Origin of the sequence: Rathayibacter sp. VKM Ac-2760, assembly GCF_009834185.1 — a bacterium.
In the GTDB taxonomy this organism is placed as follows: Bacteria; Actinomycetota; Actinomycetes; order Actinomycetales; family Microbacteriaceae; genus Rathayibacter.
The window spans coordinates 1,975,399-1,993,849 of record NZ_CP047173.1 but is presented as its reverse complement, the minus strand read 5'-3'; the positions used below and the strand labels follow the sequence as shown (position 1 = coordinate 1,993,849).

The following is an 18,451-nucleotide window of genomic DNA, read 5'->3' as shown; positions in this document are numbered from 1 at the left end:
ATGTTCCGCTACACCGGGCCCGGCGACGGGCCCTCGGACCGGCGTGCGCGCGGACGGCGCCCTCGTCTCCTCACCCGTCGTCCGGGCCGCGTCGCCACGGCGGCCGGCGTCGGCACCACGGTCGTCACCGTGCTCCCCGTCTTCCTCGTCGGAGGCCTCTCCGTGCAGCTCGCCGAGGACACCGGGCTCGGCCCGGCCCTGCTCGGCATCGTCGTCGCCGTGTACTGGGCGTCCGCGGCGGTGTTCTCGTCGAGCGCCGGTCGACTCTCCGCCCGGATCGGCTCACGCCTCGGCATGATCACTGCGGCATCGCTGGGAGGCGTCGCCCTCCTCGGCACGGCCGCCTGGGCGCCGGAGTGGCCGTGGCTCGTGGTCTGGCTCGTCGTCGCCGGCGCGGGGAACGCCATCGGGCATCCGCCGTCGAACGCCCTCATCGCGAGCCGGGTCTCCGACCGGAACCGCGCCTTCGCCTTCGGGCTGAAGCAGGCCGCCATCCCCCTGGCCACCCTCTGCGCCGGGCTGGCGGTACCCACCCTCGCCCTCACGGTCGGCTGGCGCTGGACCTTCGCCATCGCCGGGATCGTGGCGTGCATCGTGATCGTCGTCGTCGCCCTGTCGGTGCCCTCGGTACCGCCCCTGCCGAGGATGCGCGGGAAGCGCGCGAACCGCCTGCCACCGGAGCTGATGCGGTTCCTCCTGCTCGCGTCCCTGGCGAGCGCGCTCGGTTCGGCGCAGGCCAACGTCATCGGTGCCTTCACCGTGTCGACGGCGACCTCGGTCGGGTATTCCGCCGCCGCCGCCGGCCTGATCCTCAGCCTCGGAAGCGTGGCGGGCGTCATCGCCCGGCCCGTCGCGGGTCTCGCCGCCGATCGCGGGTTCGGCGGCACGATGGCGACCGTGTCGCTGATGCTCGGCAGCGGCGCCGTCGGGCTCGGCGGGATGGCCGTCGGCCTGCCCTGGTCCTTCGCCATCGGCTGCATCCTCGCTTTCGGACTCGGCTGGGGCTGGAACGGCCTGCTGCACTACGTCGTCTCGCATTCCAGTCATCCACACAGCGCCCGTGCGACCGGGATCGTGCAATCCGGCGCCTACGTCGGCAGCGCCGCCGGCCCGCTCGTCTTCGGCTTCCTGTTCGACCACGCCGGCACCACGGTCGGCTGGACCGCGGCCGCGATCGTCGCCGCCGTGGCCGCGCTCGCCGCGCTGGTCGCCCACCACTTCCGCCCCGGCGCCGCCGGGATCCGGACCGCTCCGATGAAAGGCAGGACCGCATGACCGACACAGCTACCGACGACTACCTCGCGAACGGCTTCAACCAGCGTCTCGGCTTCGGCGAGCGCCCCGCCCTCATCGTGATCGATTTCGTCGATGCGTACCTCAAGCCGGAGTCGCCGCTCTACGCCGGCGTCGAAGACGCGCTGGCCTCGTCGACCCGCGTGCTGCACGCGGCGCGCGCCGCCGGCATCCCGATCATCTACACCGTCGTCGAGCAGGACGAGGGCGTCGCCGGGGGCGGCATCTTCGCGCGCAAGGTGAAGGGTCTCGCGACCCTCGCCACCGGCTCACCGCTGGGAGCGATCGCCGCGCCACTCGCCCCGCAGCCGGGCGAGAGCATCCTGTCGAAGAAGTACGCGAGCTCGTTCTTCGGCACCTCGCTCGCCACCGATCTCACCGTGCTGGGACGCGACAGCGTGATCCTCGTCGGGTTGAGCACCTCGGGCTGCGTGCGGGCGACCGCGGTCGACGCCATGCAGCACGGGTTCATCCCGCTCGTCGTACGCGAGGCCGTGGGCGACCGACGGCCCGAACCGCACGACGCCGCTCTGTTCGATCTCGACGCGAAGTACGCGGACGTCGTGAGCGAGAGCGAGACTCTCGACCACCTGACCGCGCTGACTCCGCCGACGGACCGCTCCGCGCACTAGGGCGCGACGACGTGAGCGCTGCGCGCGCCGGCGGCGGCCACTTCTGCGGGCATCGACGCGTCCCAGGCCTTCGCGACGAACCGCTCCCCCGTCGTTCCTGACGACTCGGCGGAGCACAGCCAGACTGCGGGCGGACCCATGATCGCCGGGTCGAGCAGCTGCCCGTCGGCTCCGCGCTTGTTCGGGCCGGCGGGCAGCAGATCGGTGTCGGCTGCTCCGCCGGGAAGCAGCACGTTCACCGTGATGCCGCTCCCCGCGAGGTCCTCCGCCCACGATCGCGACATCGCCTCGAGTGCTGCCTTCGTGGGGCCGTAGGGGGCGTAGCCGCGGCGAGTCATCGTGATCGCGCTCGTCGACACGTTGACGATGCGACCGGTGCCCTGCGCGAGGAAGTGCGGCATCGACGCCTTCGCGAGCAGGAACGGACCGTGGACGTTGGTGGCGACGATGCCCGCCCACGCCTCGGCGGGTACGTCCCAGAAGTGAACAGGCTCGGTGTTGAACGTCTCGCTGATCACGCGCATGCCGCGGCCCGCGTTGTTGACGATGGCGTGCAGCCCGCCGAACGTGTCGAGGGTGCGGGCGACGACGTCCTCGGCCGACGCGGGGTCCGCGGCATCCGCGATGAGGGGGAGCAGCATCTCGTCGCCGCCGGGCAGGGCGGCGGCATCGCGCACGGTCGAGTCGAGGTGCTCGGAGGGAGCCGACGCAGTGATGGTGACGGCATAGCCGGCGGCGCGGAGGGCGAGGGCCATCACGCGTCCCAGTCCGCGGGCGCCGCCCGTGACGATCGCGACGCGAGGGGAGGGGAGGTCGTGTACGGGGGTCATTTGAACATATTGCATGCAATATCGGCTCAGCACCGACTCTTCACGCGATGGAAACATCCGATTGCGTACGATTCGAGCACGCCCTCCGGAAGGACCATGCATGCTGCACCTTGATTCCTTCATCGACGGAGCCCTGGTCCCGGGTGATGCCGGTGCCGCGATCGCCCGTATCAGTCCCATCGACGGGGTCACCGTGGTGGGCGAAGTGGCGGATGCCTCGGCGGAGCACGCCCGCCGGGCGATCAGCGCCGCGACGGCCGCCGGAGGGGCCTGGGCCGCCGTGACGCCGGCGGAACGAGCGCGGCGCGTGCAGGAGGCGATCGCGGCAGCCCGGGCGATCGGTCCGCACGACGGCGCCTTGATCGCCGCGGAGTTGGGAAAGCCGGCAGGCGAGGCCGACGGGGAGTACCGCTTCGCAGCCGCGTTCGCCGCCTACTGCGCGACCCAGGTCGAGGAGGCCTGCGCGGACATCGTCGTCGAGGACGCCGAGGGGCTCCTGCTGCGCGTCAAAGAGCCCTACGGAGTCATCGCTGCGATCACCCCGTGGAATGCTCCGGTCATCCTCGCCGCCCTCAAGTTCGTGCCCGCGCTGCTGACCGGGAACACGATGGTGCTCAAGCCGTCACCGCTGGCTCCACTCGCCGTCACCAGCTTCGTCTCGGCCGTCGCCGCCCAGTTGCCCGCGGGGGTTCTCAACGTCATCAACGGAGGCCCGGCTGCGGGCGAGGCACTCGTCACCGACCCGCGAGTCGACATGGTCTCCTTCACAGGCGGCCCCGCCACGGCGCGCGTCATCGGTGCGGCAGCAGCGGCCAACATCCGCCCCACCGTGATGGAGCTGGGCGGGAACGACGCGGCTGTCGTGCTGGAGGACGCCGACTTCGGCCACGATCTGTACGAGCGCATCGTCTTCGGCGCGTTCCTCACCAGCGGTCAGGTCTGCATGGCCATCAAGCGGGTGTACGTGCCGCGTACCCGCCACGACGAATTTGTCCGCGAGGTGATCGCGGCCGCCGCCCGTGTCCTGCGGATCGGCGACCCGCAGGATGCCGAGACCACGATGGGTCCCGTCGTGTCGGCCGAGCAGCACGCCCGCATCACCGCCCTCGTTGCTGACGCTTCGGCATCCGGCGGCGTCGTGCACGAGATCGGTGTCGTCGCCCCCGGACTTCCCGAAGGCGGCTACTGGCTGCGGCCGACGATCGTGACCGGACTGACCGACGATCACGAGCTCGTCCGTGAGGAGCAGTTCGGACCCACCCTGCCGATCCTCGCCTACGACACCGAGGAGGAGGCGATCGCGAGGGCGAACGGCGTCGAGCATGCTCTCGCATCGTCGGTGTGGTCCCGCGACGTCGACCACGCTCACGCCGTGGCACGTCGGCTGCGCGCCGGGTACACGTTCGTGAACTGCCACAACCGCTCGGGCATCTCTCTGCGGGCGCCGCTCGGTGGTCGGGGCATCAGTGGACACGGGCGGGAGTTCGGCCCGCTGGGCCTCGAGGAATACCTGCAGAACCATTCGATCAACTACCCGAACGGGGCGCGCCCGGGCGCAGTGCTCAACGCGAACCACTACCCGACCGCCGCAGCCTAGGCCTGGAAGGGCGCGACGCCCGACCGGTCGATGAAGGTGCCGGTGGCGCCTCTCCGCTCCTGCCGTGGCCGGCTCGACGATGGCATCCGTTCCCTCGGTCACGGCCTGCGCGGCCGGGTCGCCGGTGAGGTCGGTGGCGGTCTGCCCGTGGAACTGTACGCGGGCGCCGATCCGGACGTCGTGTCCTTCGGCGATCGGGCGGCGGGCGGTCTCGCAGCCGAGGCCTTTGGCGGCCCCGTTGATGAGTGTCGTGTCATGGTCAGACTCTGCGCGCGGCATCGTCGTTGCTGATTCCGGATCAGCGACCGCCGGCCGACACCATCGAGGCCCTGTCGGGCTGCACGTGTCCTGCCTCCGTATGCAGCGCGTACCGCTGAGAAGCCGCATATCTCCGCGGACCGGGCCGGTTGCGCCGCGCCACCGGTGCGAGCATGACCGTAGGAGGCCTGGATGCGTGACGTGGTGATGGTCGTCGAAGACGACGTCGAGATGGGCGAGCTCATCGAGCGTGGTCTCACCGGCGACGGCTACGACGTCGCCCTGTTCTCGAACGGGGTCGACGCGCTGAACGCGGCGCGCGGGGCGGACTACGCCGCGGCGGTCCTCGACGTGATGCTCCCCGGCATGAGCGGCTTCGAGATCTGCCGGCACCTGCGCGCCGCCGGTGCCACTCTCCCGGTGATCATGCTCACCGCCCGCGACGCCCTGCAGGACCGCGTGTTCGGCCTCGACGCGGGCGCCGACGACTATCTGGCCAAGCCGTTCCACTTCGAGGAGCTCTCCGCTCGCCTCCGAGCGATGATCCGCCGTGAGCACCTCACGAATCGCGCGCCGGTCGTGATCGGGAACCTGCGCATGGACCCGTACGCCCACTCCGCGACGGTCGACGGCGCCGTCCTTCCGTTGAGTCCGAAGGAGTTCGGCGTCCTCCGCGCGCTCGCGGCGCGCACCGGGGACTTCGTGCCGCGGGAGGAGATCCTGCTCGAGGTGTGGGGGTCGGCGGAGTTCGTGGACCACAACATCGCGGAGCAGTACGTCAGCTACCTGCGCCGAAAGCTCGTCGCCGGCGGCGCGTCGGTCGAGATCCTCACCCGTCGGGGTGCGGGCTACCGGCTCGGGGTGAAGCCGTGAAGTGGCGGACCCTGTCGATCCGGGTGCGGATCACGGTGTCGAGCCTGCTCGTCGCGATGCTGTTCTTCGGGATCGTCGCGATCGTCGTGCGCGAGCAGCTCGACCGCATCCTCGACGCCTCCACGATCGAGCTCGTCCGCTCGGGAGCGTCACAGGCGCTGATCGAGGAGAGCCGCGACACCGCCGAGGCCGTCGTCGGCGGCGTCAGCACCACCCTCCTGATCGCCGTCGCGATCCTGTTCGTCGCCTTCGCCGGCACCTCCTGGCTCCTGGTCGGCCTCGCGCTGCGACCCGTCGGCCGGATGCGCGCCATCGCCGACCGCCTGCGCCACGGCCGCTCCACCGAACTCCTCCCCGTCGGGCCCGCCCGCGACGAGCTCTCCGACCTCGCCGCGACGCTGAACGCGCTGATCGCGGACCTGCGGGAGTCGGCGGATCGGGAGCGGCGGCTCGTCGCCGACGCGAGCCACGAGCTGCGCACCCCACTCGCCGCCCTGCGCACCCGCCTCGAGCTCGCCGAGCGGGTCCGCGACGACCCGGCGGCGCTCTACGCCGACGTCGTCGACGCGCGCCGCTCGATCGACCGACTCCAGTCCCTGACCGACGGGCTGCTGATCCTGTCGAGGATCGACGCCGGCACCGTCACCGGCGACGCCTCGTCGTCGGCTCTTCGCGAGGAGGTCACCGGCAGCGTCGACCGCGTCAGGATGCTCGCCCGCGACCGGGACCTCGAGATCGACTTCGTCGCCCCCGCGTCGGCTCACGCCGCCCGCTACCCGGTCTCCCCGACCGACTTCGGCCGGATCCTGGACAACCTGCTCTCCAACGCCGTCACCGCGACGCCCGACGGCGGCAGCGTCACCGCGACCCTCGTCGAGCGCGCCGAGGAGATCGTCCTCTCCGTGGACGACGACGGCCCCGGCGTTCCGGAGGCGTTCCTCGCCGTCGCGACCGACCGCTTCACCCGCCCGGACGCCGCCCGCTCCCGCGACGGCGGTGCCGGCCTGGGCCTCGCCATCGTCGCCGGACTCAGCCGGGCCGCCGGCGGCGAGCTCACGATCCGCAACCTCGTCCCTCACGGCCTCGGTGTCGAAGTCCGCATCCCCGCGACGCAGCCCCACCCGACCTCTCGCAAGGAGAACCGATGATCGACCCTCAATCACTGCTCGACGGCGCCGGCCCGTGGGCGATCGCCCTCGTCTGCCTGATCGCGTTCGTCGAGACGGGCCTGCTGATCGGGTTCTTCCTCCCCGGTGACACCCTGCTCTTCTTCACGGGCGTCTTCGTCGCCACCGGCGTGATCTCCCTCCCGGTCCCGCTGGTGATCCTGATGGTCGCGGCGTCCGCGTTCCTCGGCGATCAGCTCGGGTTCGTCATCGGCCGCGAGACCGGCCCACGGATCTTCGAGCGCAAGGACAGCGGTCTGTTCAGCCGCTCGAGCGTCGCCCGCACCCAGTCGTTCTTCGACCGCTTCGGCGGCTGGGCCGTCACCATCGCCCGCTTCGTCCCGGTCGTCCGCACCTTCGCCCCCGTCGCGGCCGGCGTCGGGAAGATGCACTACGCCCACTTCGTCGGCTTCAACGCCCTCGGCGCGGCCGTCTGGTCCACCGGCGTCATCCTGCTCGGCTTCTTCCTCGGGCAGATCCCCGGAGTCGCGGACTTCGTCGGGAAGTACATCGACATCGTCCTCGTCGGCATCGTCGTCATCAGCCTCGCCGGGATCGCGCTCACCTACTGGCGGCAGAGGAACCGCGCCCGCCGGGAGGCCTGAACACGGACCTCAGAGGGTCGGCGCTGAGACGGCTCCGCGCGGTCGGCGACCGAACGCGATCACGGCGACCAGCAGTAGGAACACTGCGAGGGCCGCGAGCGTGACCGGACCCGTTCCCAGGCCCAGTCCGCTGCGGTTCGCGGGGTCCGCGAGCCAGTCGCACACCGATGCACCGAGCGGCCGGGTGACGACGTAGGCGAACCAGAACGCGAGGACCGCGTTCATCCCCGCGAACCGGTGCGCGAGCGCCGGCACCGCGATGATCACCGCGAACAGGACGGCGGAGGGCAGGTAGCCGAACCCGAGCGTCGACGCGGTCAGGTCGCCTGCGGCCGTGCCGAGCGCGAACGTCCCCGAGACGGCGAGCCAGTAGAACAGGGCACGGCGCGGCGTCGTGATCGAGTGGATCGACAGCGTCCGCTCCACCCGCCACCACACGACGAAGACCATCGCGAGAGCCAGCGCGAACACGAGCGTGGAGACGACATACGGGACGCCGGCGATGACGTGCAGCACGTCGGCGGCCATCGTGCCGAAGACACTCACCATCAGCACCGCCAGCCAGTACACCCACGGGATGTAACGGCGGACCGCGAACTGCAGCGCGAGGGCCGCGAGGAACGCGAGCCCGGTCGCTCCGACCACGATCACCGGGTCGAACGCGGTCGCGAGGAAGTCCGACGCCGTCTCGCCCATCCCGGTGGTCAGCACCTTGAGGACCCAGAACAGCGCCGTGGCCTCGGGCACCGTGGCGGCGGCGTAGCGGCCGACGAGGAGGCGGCGCGGGTTGGGGCGGGACCGGAGGCGCGGGGCGGCGAGGTGCGTCATCCCGCCATGCTCGATCACCGCGACGGCGTGCCCCCTGTGCCCTCGGCCGTCGTCGTTGAAGATGTGTACAGCGCCGACCTGCCCTGGACCGACGCGCTGTCCTCGCCGCGGCGAGCTGACCGGCCGAGCCGGAAGAGGAGCCGATGGATGACCGGCGCCGCTGATCCCGCTGCCGTGATCGTCGCCGTCGCCGTGTGCGCCGCGGTCTCGATCGCCGCCCTCCGCGCCTTCGGAGTCGTCTCGTTCGCCCGGCCGGCGCTGGCGATCGTCCGCGGAGGCGCTCAGCTCGCGGTCCTCGCGGTGATCCTCTCCGGAGTCATCGCGGACCTCCGCTGGGTCCTGCTCTTCCTGGCCGTCATGTTCGGTGCCGCGGTACTCACCGCGTCCGGCCGCCTCGGACGCACCCGGCGCACAGTCCTCGCCGTCGCCGCGGCGATGGCGGCCGGAGTCGCCCTCAGTGGCGGGATCGTCTTCGGCCTCGGGGCCGTCCCGTTCACCGGCCGCTACCTCCTCGCGGTCGGCGGGATCCTCATTGGCGGCTCGATGACCGTCGCCACCGTCACCGGTCGTGCGCTGGCCGCGACGCTCGCCGACCGGTGGGAGCAGATCGAGGGCTGGCTCGCCCTCGGCGCCCGGCCGCGGCAGGCCACGCTCGGCCTGGCGCGGGAAGCGGCCTGGACCGGGCTCGTCCCGCTGACCGACCAGACCAGGACCACCGGTCTCGTCGTCCTGCCCGGCGCGTTCATCGGCGCCGTCTTCGGCGGACTCTCGCCGGTGGCGGCGGGCGTCTTCCAGATCGTCGTGCTCGCCGGCCTGATCGCGTCCGGGTCGATCGTGGCCGTCGTCCTTCTGACGATCCTCCGCGGCGAAGTGGTGAAGCCTCAGCCCTGACGGTTCGTCAGCCGAGGGCCCGCCGTCGGGCGATGCGGCGCCAGAAGGGCGGCGGTGACGCAATCCGCTCGGTATGCAGCCGGACCGCGAGCGGCGCCCAGACGATCAGCGCCACTCCGGCGCCCAGGAGCAGCCCGCCGACGGTGTCGGAGACCCAGTGCGCACCGAGGTAGGTGCGGCTGAGCATCATCGCCACCGTGTAGAAGGCGCCGGCGATGCGGACCCACCACAGCGGGAAGACGATCGCAAGGACCACCGCGGTCGTCGCCGCGTTCGCGCTGTGCCCGGAGGGGAACGAGCCGAAGTCCGCGTTCACGAGGATCTCCAGCGGCCGAGGACGACCGACCGCGTTCTTGAGGATCTGCACCAGCAGCCCACTCAGCGGCGCGGCGATCGCGAAGTACGTCGCCGCCCACCGACCCCGCCAGATCAGCAGCGCCACGAACACGACGAGCGGGACCACGATCGTGCCGAGGATCCCGCCGCCCAGGCTGTTCATCACCAGCGACGGCACCAGCCAGAACGTCGACCGGTGCTCGACGATCTCGTTCATCCAAGCGGTGTCGAACCCGAACGGCTTGTCGTGCTCGCGGTAGAAGATCAGCGCGGCCAGGAGTCCGGTGAGCAGCACCGCGAGGCCCGCCGAGATGAGCGGCCAGCGTCGCGCCGCCCGGTACGCGATCGCGCCGTCCAAGGTGGGTTCCCGGTTCGGCATCGGAGTCGTCCTCGTTTCTCGACGCGAAGCGCACCGAAGGAATCCACGCTACGAACGCGCGTCCACGTGCGGCAGAGGATTCCCCTGCAACCGTTGTGAAAGCACAGAACCTCAGCCCATCGGCTCGGTACTGACCTGGTCGAACCGCGGACCTTCGGGTCGTTGTGAGCAAACACAACGCAGCACGGCGCATCCCGAGTCGCCGCCCACTTCCCGGCTGCGACTCTGCGGGCATGGACATCTCAACGACGACATCCCGCGCCTCGGGCCGGCGGCTGCTCAGCAAGGTCCCCGAGGTCACGATCTGGTTCTGGATCATCAAGATCCTCTGCACGACCGTCGGTGAGAGCTTCGCCGACTGGATCGACATGGTCCTCGGAGTCGGCCTTCTCGCCACCGCCGCCATCTTCATCGTCGTCACCGCGATCGTGCTCGCCGTGCAGATGCGGCTGCGACGCTACATGCCCGCCGCGTACTGGCTGACCGTCGTCGTGATGAGCGTCACCGGCACGCTGCTCACCGACATCCTCACCGACCAGCTCGGTGTGCCGCTCTGGGCGAGCTCCCTGGTCTTCTCGGTGCTGCTCGCGATCGTGTTCGGCGTCTGGTACTCGAAGGAGCGCACCCTCTCCATCCACAGCATCGACACCACCCCGCGCGAGGCCTTCTACTGGCTCACCGTCCTCATGACCTTCGCGCTCGGCACCGCGCTCGGCGACTGGACCCTCGAGCTCACCGGCTGGGGCCCCGGCGTCTCGATCCTCCTACCTCTTGCCCTGATCGCGATCGTCACCGGACTCTGGCGCTACGGAGCGAACCCCGTCCTCGCCTTCTGGATCGCCTACATCCTCACCCGCCCCCTCGGCGCGAACATCGGCGACTGGCTCGGCCTCTCCCCCGACGAGCAGGGCCTCGGCCTCGGCACCTTCGTCACCAGCATCGTCTTCCTGCTCGCGATCCTCGCCACCGTCGTCTACCTCTCCCTCAGCAAGGCCGACGTCGACACGGGCGCATCCGAGCACCACACCCCGCCCGTCGCCCGCGAACGCCGCTCGCTCGTGGCGCTGGCCGTCCTCGCCGTCGCCGTCGTCGGACTGCTCGCCTTCACCGACAGCCAGCCGCACACCGTTCCGGCCGCTGAAGGCGCAGCCCCGGCGTGCGACTCCTCCGAAGCCCTCACCTCAGCTGCCGCAACGGCCTCCGTTGAAACGGACTTCCCTGCTGCCGACGTCCAGGACTTCAGAACCATCACCTCCGACACCCTCGCCCTCGTCACGAACGGCGACCAGACCGCCGCGAAGGCGCGAGCAACGGACCTGGAGACGGCATGGGACGACGCGGAGCCCGCACTCAGCGCTGCGAACTGCCAGACCTGGACGTACGTCGACCAGCAGATCGACCCCGTCCTCTCCTCCGTCCGCGCGGGCAGTCCTGACCGGGCCGCGGAGACGTCGAGCATCCAGCAGCTGCTGGCGACACTCGGCGGAAAGTAGTCCGCGCGGCGATCCCCGAGAGGATCTGCTGCCGGGTGGACAGCGGAGTCAGCTCACCGGCTTTCGAACCTCCGCAGTCCGCCAGGTGTCGATGAGCACGACCGAGCCGAGCATCACGAGGGCGAGCGCCACCGACGCGAGGGTATCGGTGAGCCAGTGGTAGCCGAGGTAGAGACGGGCGACGATCTGGCCCGCGATCATCCCGAGCGAGAGCGCGAAGCCGCCGATCACCCACACCGGCGAGGAGCGGCGCGACGCGAGCAGGAACGTCGTGATCAGGAAGAAGTCGCAGACCCCGGTGACGTGGCCGGACGGGAAGGAGAAGGTGCCGTCGGCCCCGAGGAGCATGTACTCGACGGGCGGCCGCGCGCGCTGCACGAGGTGCGCGGCGAGCTGGACGCTGAGCATCCCCGTGATCATGCCGCCTGCGAGAAGCAGCGGCCGCCACAGGTGGCGGGCCAGCGCGATCCAGAGGACGAGGACGCCCAGGATGATGATCGGGAGGAAGACCGGTCCGAACACGGTGGCGAGAGCATCCATCACGACGGTCCCCTCGGCGAAGCGTTTCGCGCGGAACCACTCCGAGACGGCCGGGTCGAGGGTCGCGAGGCCTGTCCGAGTCAGGACCTGCACGGTCAGCAGGACGAACAGGGCGAGACCAGCGGCGATCGACACCGCTCCCCAGCGGTTCAGGTCCCGCCGGGCCTGAGCGGTCATGATGCGCCGCTCGATGAGGAACCTCCGATGGAACCGGGCCCGGCGAGAGAGTGTGGAGGTGCTCATTCGCCCACCGTAGGTGTCCCGGCGGCGCTCCGCCGCCGAGCCTCGCCGAGGGAGGTGGTCGTAGGTGCCGCCGGTCTCATCGAACGAGACCGGCAGCACCTGGTCGCCGACGTCCCACCGACCCCGGCCAGGGACTAGTATCTGCGTATGCACGTAGATAAGAATCCTTGCGGGTTGGACGTCGATTCGGAGTACGTCGAGCTGGCCGTCGAGGTGTTCGCGATGCTCGCGGACGCGACGCGCGTGCGCATCGTCCTGGCGCTGCGGAAGGCGGGCGAGTCGCCGGTGAACCTCTTGGCCGAGACCGTGGGGAAGAGTCCGGCCGCGGTCTCGCAGCACCTCGCGAAGCTGCGCCTGGGCCGCATGGTGCAGACCCGCCGCGAGGGCACGACCGTCTTCTACCGACTGACCGACGAGCACGCCTCGGAGCTGGTCGTGGACGCGATCAAGCAGGCCGAGCACGTCGTCGGGCATGCACCCCATCACCGGACGGGCGCGCCGACCGCATGACGACGCGCACCGAGCGTCACGAGCACGGCCACCACCACGAGCACGAGCACCCGCACGACCACGAGCACGGCCATGCCCACGGCCATGACCACGGCCACCCGCACGGCGGCCTCCGGGGGCTCCTCTCCGACCTGTTCGTCCCGCACACGCACGACTCTGCCGACTCGATCGACGACGCGATGGAGGCGTCGACCGCGGGAGTGCGCGCGCTGAAGATCAGCCTGGTGATCCTGCTCGCCACGACCGTGCTGCAGGCGGCGCTCGTCGCGCTCACCGGTTCCGTCGCGTTGCTCGCCGACACGATCCACAACTTCGCCGACGCGCTGACCGCGGTGCCGCTCTGGATCGCGTTCGTCCTCGGACGCCGCGTCGCCTCCCGCCGCTACACCTACGGCTACGGGCGCGCCGAGGACCTCGCCGGGATGTTCATCGTCCTCGTCGTCGCGCTCTCCGCCGTCGTCGCCGGTTGGGAGGCGATCGCCCGCCTCCTCGATCCCCGCCCGATCGAGAACCCGTGGCTGCTCGTCGTCGCAGGCGTCATCGGCTTCGCAGGCAACGAGATCGTCGCGATCTACCGCATCCGCGTCGGCCGCCGCATCGGCTCCGCCGCCCTCGTCGCAGACGGAGTGCACGCGCGGCTGGACGGCTTCACCTCCCTCTCCGTGGTGCTGGGAGCGATCGGCGTCCTGCTCGGACTCCCCCTCGCGGACCCGATCATCGGCCTGCTCATCGCCGTCTCGATCCTGGTCCTGCTCTGGGGGACCGTGAAGTCGGTCGGCGCCCGCCTGATGGACGCGATCTCCCCCGACCACCTCGAACGCGCCGAGCACGCCCTCGAACACACCCCGGGCGTCACCGCAGTCGAGGACCTCCGCCTCCGCTGGATCGGCCACCGACTCACCGGATCGGCCACCCTCCGCGTCGCAGCCGATCAGCTGGACGACGCGGCACAGATCGCGCACCACGCGGGTGAACACCTCCGCGCCGTGATCGGCAACCTCGACACCTTCACGCTCACCCCCTCGCCGGACAGGAGTGGGAAGCCTGTCCTGCCTGGCGCGGAGGAGACTCCGGTGCTTCCATGAGCCTCATGCCGACCGGTCCCACTCCTCCGCCCTCCACTCCTCGCGCGGAGCCGCATGACGGCGCGATCGCGGGGCGGCTGAACTGGTTGCGGGCCGGCGTGCTCGGCGCGAACGACGGCATCGTGTCGGTCGCCGCTCTGGTCGTCGGCGTCGCGGGCGCGACGACGGCGACGGCCCCGATCCTGACGGCCGGTGTCGCGGGTCTGGTCGGCGGCGCGGTATCGATGGCGCTGGGCGAGTACGTCTCGGTGAGCAGTCAGAGCGACAGTCAGCGTGCGCTGATCGCGAAGGAGCGTGTCGAGCTCGCGGAGGATCCCTCCGGGGAGCTCGAGGAGCTCGCCTCTCTGTATCAGGCGCGTGGCCTGACTCCGGAGACAGCGCATCAGGTCGCCCGCGAGCTGACCGACAACGACGCTCTGACCGCACATCTGGAAGCCGAACTCGGGTTGAACGAGGAAGCGGTCGCCAGCCCGCTCGCCGCCGCCGGCGCTTCGGCGCTGGCGTTCTTCCTCGGCGCGGTGCTGCCGCTGCTGGCGATCCTGCTCCCGCCGCCGGAGCTGAGGGTTCCGGTGACCTTCGTCGTGGTGCTGATCGCCCTCGCGGCGACGGGGTTCATCAGTGCCCGGGTCGGCGGCAGTCCGGCGGTGCGCCCGATGGTCCGCATCGTCGTCGGCGGCGCTCTGGCCCTCGCGGCGACGTTCCTGATCGGGTCGCTGCTCGGCACGTCCGGCGCGGTCTGATGTCCCGGATCCTCGTCGTCGAGGACGACCCGCGGATGGGGGCCCTCGTCGAGCGCGGACTGCGCGAGGACGGCTACGACGTGCAGCTCGTCGACAACGGCGTCGACGCGCTGATCGCGTTCACCGCGGGAGACGTCGATGTCGCCGTCGTCGACGTGATGCTGCCGGGGATGACCGGGTTCGAGGTCTGCCGACGGATGCGGGAATCGGGCAGCACCGTCCCGGTCGTGCTGATCACGGCGCGGGACGCCGTCGAGGACCGGATCTTCGGACTGGACTCGGGCGCCGACGACTACGTCACCAAGCCGTTCCACTTCGGCGAGCTGAGCGCCCGGATCCGTGCGCAGATCCGTCGCCGGGCCAGCGGCCCGCAGCCGGTGGTGCAGATCGGAGCGCTGCGATTGGACGCCCTCTCCGTGCGCGCGACGGTCCGCGATCGCCCCTTCGCGCTGAGCGTGAAGGAGTTCACCCTGCTGCGCTTCTTCGCCGTGCATCAGGACGAGGTCCTGACTCGGACGGAGATCCTCGCCGAGGTGTGGGGGTCGTCGGAGACGTTCGAGCCGACCCTCGTGGACCAGTACGTCAGCTACCTCCGCAAGAAGCTCGCCCTCGCCGACACGGGCCTGCGGATCACGACCGTCCGCGGCGCGGGGTACCGGCTGGAGCGCGCCGAGTGACGCTGCTGCGCGCCCTGTCGATCCGCTCCCGGATCACCCTCGGCAGCCTCCTCGTCGCGCTGATCGGGGTCGGCGTGATCACCCTCGTGCTGCACGGGCAGTTCCGCAGCATCGTCGCCGCCTCCGAGGTGACCCTCGCCGAGGGCGACCTCGCCCCGTACCTCGCCGATCTGCGATCGGACCCGACCGAGACCCCCGACCCGCCGGCCGAGGGGCTCCTGATCTTCACGCGCGCTCCCGGCGGGGCGGTGCCCGTCGACACGATGCCGCACGACGTCCACGAGGTCCTGGAGCGCAGCAGCGGCAGCGACGGCACCTCGACGGTGGTCACCGACGAGGACGTGCGGTTCACGGTCGTCTCGCGGACCCTGGACACGAGTGCGGGCACGTGGGAGCTGTGGGCGGCGCGCAGCGGCGCCGGCAGCGACCTCACCGTCGCGGCCCTGGACCGGACGCTGCTCGTCGGCGCCGCGGCCCTCGTGATCCTGTCCGCCCTCGCCGCGTGGCTGCTGACCGGCGCCGCTCTGCGTCCGGTCGAGCGGATGCGCCGCACCGCCGCGTCGCTCGGCGATCGGGACGGCGGCGAGCTCCCCGTCGGCCCGGCGGCCGATGAGCTGTCGGACCTGGCGGAGACGCTGAACGCCTTCATCGCCCGGACGCGGGACACCGCGGATCGGGAGCGGCAGATGGTGTCCGCGGCCAGCCACGAGATCCGCACGCCGCTGGCCGTCGTCATCACCCAGCTCGAACTCGCGCACCGGCACTTCGGCGACGCGGACGCCCTCGCGACGGAGATCCGCGCCGCCGAGGGGTCCCTCGCCCGCCTGTCCCGCCTGGCGACGAACCTCCTGGAGCTCTCCCGGCTGGACGCCGCCCCGCCCGTCGCGGCGCGCGCGACGGCGAGCGAGCTGGAGACCGAGCTGATGGACTCCGTCGACCGGCTGAGGACGATCACGGGCGGCGCCGGCCCCGACATCGAGCTCGACACCGCGATCGAGCGGGCCGACGCGCCGTACCCGCTCTCGGTGAGCGCTTTCTCGCGGATCCTCGACAACCTCGGCGCGAATGCGATCGCCGCGACGCCTCCTGCGGGACGCATCACCCTCCTCCTCCAGCAGCACGACTCCACCCTCGAGCTGCGCGTGGAGGACACCGGGCACGGCATTCCGGAGGAGTTCGTGCCGCACGCGTTCGAGCGCTTCTCCCGACCCGATGAGGCGCGCACCAGCCGGGACGGCGGCAGCGGGCTCGGGCTCGCCCTCGTCGCAGCTCTCGTCGACACCGCCGACGGATCGGTCACCCTCGAGAACCGGCGCTCCGGCGGAGTGCGGGTGACGATCGTGCTGCCCGAGCGGTGACATGTGAGACCTCGAACACGAATCGGACCCCGGCGGGGAATCGGCACGCGTCCCTCATAGCCGACACCAAGACTCCCTCGCGACGGTAAGAGCGCGCCCCCCGGAAACCTCAGGCCGGCGCACTCGACACCGACCGGAGGGCGCCGCCGTGAGCACCACGATCCGACCGACCAGGGCACCCGCACCCCACGCCCCGACCACGCTGCGGCGGTCGCAGGCCGACCGCGAGCGATCCCTGCGCCGGCGCCTGCGGTCCGCGGACGCGCTCGTCACCGCCTGCTGGGTCTCGGTCGCCCTCGCCATCGCGCTCTACCTCGCGGCCGGCGGACCCGCGCAGGTCACCGATCTCGCCGGAGCCCTCACGGCCGCGGGGATCGTCGCCGGCCTCGTCGGCACCGACCTGATCCTGGTCATGCTCGTCCTCGCCGCCCGGAGCCCCTGGATCGACCGCACCTTCGGCCAGGACACCGCGATGGCGCTGCACCGTCGCCTCGGCAAGCCCGCGCTGTATCTGATCCTCGGGCACGGTGCCCTGCTCACCGTCGGCTACGCCCTCACCGACGGGCTGACGCTGTGGAACGAGACACTCGCCCTGTACTCCGGCGCCGACATGCTCCTGGCGCTGCTCGGCAGCACCCTCCTGGTTCTCGTCGTCGTCACCTCCCTCGTGGCCGTGCGCCGCCGCTTCGCGTACGAGGCGTGGCACGCGATCCACCTGCTCAGCTACGCGGCCGTCCTCGTCGCCGTCCCCCACCAGCTCTCCGCCGGCCAGGTCCTCGCCGAGAGCACGCCGCAGCGCGTCTACTGGATCGCCCTCTACGTCCTGGCGTTCGGAGCGATCGCCTGGTTCCGGTTCGCGGTGCCCGTTCTCGCGACGCTGCGGCACCGGATCCGGGTCGAGGCCGTCGAGACGATCGCCCCCGGCGTCTTCTCGATCCACCTCTCCGGCCGCGGCCTCTCCCGCCTCGGCGTGATCGGCGGGCAGTACGCGATCTGGCGGTTCTGGAGCCGCGGCACCTGGTGGCACGCGCACCCGATCTCCTTCTCCGCCGTCCCGACCGACACCCGCGCGCGGATCACCGTCCGCGCACTCGGAGCCGGGACCGACCGCCTCGCACGGCTGCGCCCCGGGACTGCGGTCTCGATCGAGGGCCCCTACGGGATCTTCACCGACGCCGCCCGCACCGCCCCGCGCCTCGCGATCATCGCCGCCGGCATCGGCATCACCCCCGCCCGGGCGCTTCTCGAGCACGGCGGCCTCCGACCCGGCGAGGCCACCGTCCTGCTGCGCGCCGCCGACGACTCGCAGACCTACCTCTGGGACGAGACGCGGACCCTGGTCCACAGCAGCCGCGGCGCACTGTTCGGGATGATCGGCCGACGGCCCGCAGGGCTCGCGACATGGATGTCTGCCGAGTCCATCGCCCGCGGTGTGACGATCACCTCCGCGCTGCCCGGCCTGCTCGAGTCCGACCTGTTCGTCTGCGGTCCCACCGCCTGGGCCGACCTCGTCGTCCGCGACGCGCGAGCGGCAGGCCTGCCCGACCGGCAGATCCACGTGGAGAGGTTCGACTGGTGAGGACACGAGCAGCAGTCGCCAGCGTCCTCGCCTCCCTCGCCGTCCTCGTCGGCGGCTGGCAGCTCGGATCGGCCGGCGCCACCGGTTCCCCGCTCGCCACCGGGACGAGCGCCACCACGGCCACGGACGGAGCGGCTCCCGCGGTGACCACGCCGACGCCGGCCGGCGCCCCCGCCTCGACGACGCCCTCCGCCGGCGCGCCCACTGACCCGTCGGCCGGTACGAGCTCGACGGCCACCGCTGGCCCGTCCTCCTCGACAGACGGCACCTGGACCGGCTCGTCCGTGGCGACCCGCTTCGGCGCGGTGCAGGTCGCGATCACCGTCGCCGGCGGGCAGATCACCGACGTCACGGCCGTGCACCTGACGGACGAGGACGGCCGGTCCGTGTCGATCTCCCACCGGGCCGCGCCGATCCTGCGTCAGGAAGTCCTCGCCGCCCAGTCCGCGAACGTTCAGGCGGTCAGCGGAGCGACCTACACCAGCGACGGATACCTCACCTCCCTGCAATCGGCGATCGACCAGGCCGGACTCTGACC

19 protein-coding genes are annotated in these 18,451 nt (G+C 71.4%); 15 read left to right on the top strand and 4 right to left on the bottom strand.

Going from position 1 to position 18,451, the window contains the following annotated elements:
• Together GSU72_RS09045 and GSU72_RS09040 are read left to right on the top strand one after the other, a co-directional pair.
• Positions 1 to 1,275 (top strand): MFS transporter, encoded by a 1,275-nt coding sequence (locus GSU72_RS09045; protein ID WP_159984717.1) that lies wholly within the window; start codon positions 1 to 3, stop codon positions 1,273 to 1,275.
• The gene (locus GSU72_RS09040) at positions 1,272 to 1,925 is read left to right on the top strand and encodes an isochorismatase family protein (protein ID WP_159984716.1); all 654 of its coding nucleotides are present in this window, start codon (positions 1,272 to 1,274) and stop codon (positions 1,923 to 1,925) included. Before GSU72_RS09045 ends, GSU72_RS09040 begins: the two co-directional genes overlap by 4 nt.
• On the opposite strand, the gene GSU72_RS09035 is transcribed toward GSU72_RS09040, so the two are convergent.
• Positions 1,922 to 2,755, bottom strand: a complete 834-nt coding sequence (locus GSU72_RS09035) for an SDR family oxidoreductase (protein WP_159984715.1) — start codon at positions 2,753 to 2,755, stop codon at positions 1,922 to 1,924. The genes GSU72_RS09040 and GSU72_RS09035 overlap by 4 nt on opposite strands.
• A gap of 13 nt (positions 2,756 to 2,768) precedes the next feature.
• Between GSU72_RS09035 and GSU72_RS09030 the strand changes: the two genes are divergently transcribed.
• The 4 genes from GSU72_RS09030 (at position 2,769) to GSU72_RS09015 (ending at position 7,254) form a co-directional block, all read left to right on the top strand.
• Positions 2,769 to 4,352 carry an aldehyde dehydrogenase family protein gene (locus GSU72_RS09030; RefSeq protein WP_159984714.1) on the top strand — a complete coding sequence of 528 codons (1,584 nt, stop codon included), beginning with the start codon at positions 2,769 to 2,771 and terminating at the stop codon, positions 4,350 to 4,352.
• A 450-nt stretch (positions 4,353 to 4,802) separates the two neighbouring features.
• Positions 4,803 to 5,483 (top strand): response regulator transcription factor, encoded by a 681-nt coding sequence (locus GSU72_RS09025; RefSeq protein ID WP_159984713.1) that lies wholly within the window; start codon positions 4,803 to 4,805, stop codon positions 5,481 to 5,483.
• Positions 5,480 to 6,631: a HAMP domain-containing sensor histidine kinase gene (locus GSU72_RS09020; RefSeq protein WP_159984712.1), complete on the top strand. Its 1,152-nt coding sequence runs from the start codon at positions 5,480 to 5,482 to the stop codon at positions 6,629 to 6,631. Before GSU72_RS09025 ends, GSU72_RS09020 begins: the two co-directional genes overlap by 4 nt.
• Complete coding sequence (locus tag GSU72_RS09015; protein WP_159984711.1) at positions 6,628 to 7,254, top strand: VTT domain-containing protein; 627 nt, start codon at positions 6,628 to 6,630, stop codon at positions 7,252 to 7,254. The genes GSU72_RS09020 and GSU72_RS09015 overlap by 4 nt, the downstream gene beginning before the upstream one ends.
• Before the next feature lie 9 nt (positions 7,255 to 7,263).
• Here GSU72_RS09015 and GSU72_RS09010 read toward each other — a convergent pair whose 3' ends face one another.
• On the bottom strand, positions 7,264 to 8,082 hold the full coding sequence (locus GSU72_RS09010; protein ID WP_159984710.1) for a hypothetical protein: 819 nt from the start codon (positions 8,080 to 8,082) through the stop codon (positions 7,264 to 7,266).
• 147 nt (positions 8,083 to 8,229) lie between these two features.
• Between GSU72_RS09010 and GSU72_RS09005 the strand changes: the two genes are divergently transcribed.
• The gene (locus tag GSU72_RS09005; RefSeq protein ID WP_159984709.1) at positions 8,230 to 8,973 is read left to right on the top strand and encodes an ABC transporter permease; all 744 of its coding nucleotides are present in this window, start codon (positions 8,230 to 8,232) and stop codon (positions 8,971 to 8,973) included.
• A 7-nt stretch (positions 8,974 to 8,980) separates the two neighbouring features.
• Here the strand turns inward: GSU72_RS09005 and GSU72_RS09000 are convergent, their stop codons facing one another.
• Positions 8,981 to 9,688, bottom strand: coding sequence for a phosphatase PAP2 family protein (locus tag GSU72_RS09000; protein ID WP_159984708.1), 708 nt, complete (start codon positions 9,686 to 9,688; stop codon positions 8,981 to 8,983).
• Positions 9,689 to 9,921: 233 nt separating this feature from the next.
• Between GSU72_RS09000 and GSU72_RS08995 the strand changes: the two genes are divergently transcribed.
• Positions 9,922 to 11,181, top strand: coding sequence for a hypothetical protein (locus GSU72_RS08995; RefSeq protein ID WP_159984707.1), 1,260 nt, complete (start codon positions 9,922 to 9,924; stop codon positions 11,179 to 11,181).
• A 48-nt stretch (positions 11,182 to 11,229) separates the two neighbouring features.
• Here the strand turns inward: GSU72_RS08995 and GSU72_RS08990 are convergent, their stop codons facing one another.
• Positions 11,230 to 11,964 carry a phosphatase PAP2 family protein gene (locus tag GSU72_RS08990; protein WP_159984706.1) on the bottom strand — a complete coding sequence of 245 codons (735 nt, stop codon included), beginning with the start codon at positions 11,962 to 11,964 and terminating at the stop codon, positions 11,230 to 11,232.
• A gap of 147 nt (positions 11,965 to 12,111) precedes the next feature.
• Here GSU72_RS08990 and GSU72_RS08985 point away from each other — a divergent pair, with 147 nt between their 5' ends.
• The 7 genes from GSU72_RS08985 to GSU72_RS08955 all read left to right on the top strand — a co-directional run bounded on the left by GSU72_RS08985 (position 12,112) and on the right by GSU72_RS08955 (position 18,449).
• Complete coding sequence (locus GSU72_RS08985; protein ID WP_159984705.1) at positions 12,112 to 12,474, top strand: metalloregulator ArsR/SmtB family transcription factor; 363 nt, start codon at positions 12,112 to 12,114, stop codon at positions 12,472 to 12,474.
• Positions 12,471 to 13,559, top strand: coding sequence for a cation diffusion facilitator family transporter (locus GSU72_RS08980; RefSeq protein ID WP_159984704.1), 1,089 nt, complete (start codon positions 12,471 to 12,473; stop codon positions 13,557 to 13,559). Before GSU72_RS08985 ends, GSU72_RS08980 begins: the two co-directional genes overlap by 4 nt.
• Before the next feature lie 5 nt (positions 13,560 to 13,564).
• The gene (locus GSU72_RS08975) at positions 13,565 to 14,299 is read left to right on the top strand and encodes a VIT family protein (RefSeq protein ID WP_244256110.1); all 735 of its coding nucleotides are present in this window, start codon (positions 13,565 to 13,567) and stop codon (positions 14,297 to 14,299) included.
• Positions 14,299 to 14,976 (top strand): response regulator transcription factor, encoded by a 678-nt coding sequence (locus GSU72_RS08970; RefSeq protein WP_159984702.1) that lies wholly within the window; start codon positions 14,299 to 14,301, stop codon positions 14,974 to 14,976. Before GSU72_RS08975 ends, GSU72_RS08970 begins: the two co-directional genes overlap by 1 nt.
• Positions 14,973 to 16,334, top strand: a complete 1,362-nt coding sequence (locus GSU72_RS08965; protein WP_159984701.1) for a HAMP domain-containing sensor histidine kinase — start codon at positions 14,973 to 14,975, stop codon at positions 16,332 to 16,334. The genes GSU72_RS08970 and GSU72_RS08965 overlap by 4 nt, the downstream gene beginning before the upstream one ends.
• Positions 16,335 to 16,482: 148 nt before the next feature.
• A complete protein-coding gene (locus tag GSU72_RS08960) occupies positions 16,483 to 17,913 on the top strand; it encodes a ferredoxin reductase family protein (RefSeq protein ID WP_244256055.1) in 1,431 nt (476 codons plus the stop codon).
• A complete protein-coding gene (locus GSU72_RS08955; RefSeq protein ID WP_159984700.1) occupies positions 17,910 to 18,449 on the top strand; it encodes an FMN-binding protein in 540 nt (179 codons plus the stop codon). Before GSU72_RS08960 ends, GSU72_RS08955 begins: the two co-directional genes overlap by 4 nt.
• The last annotated feature ends 2 nt before the right edge of the window (positions 18,450 to 18,451 follow it).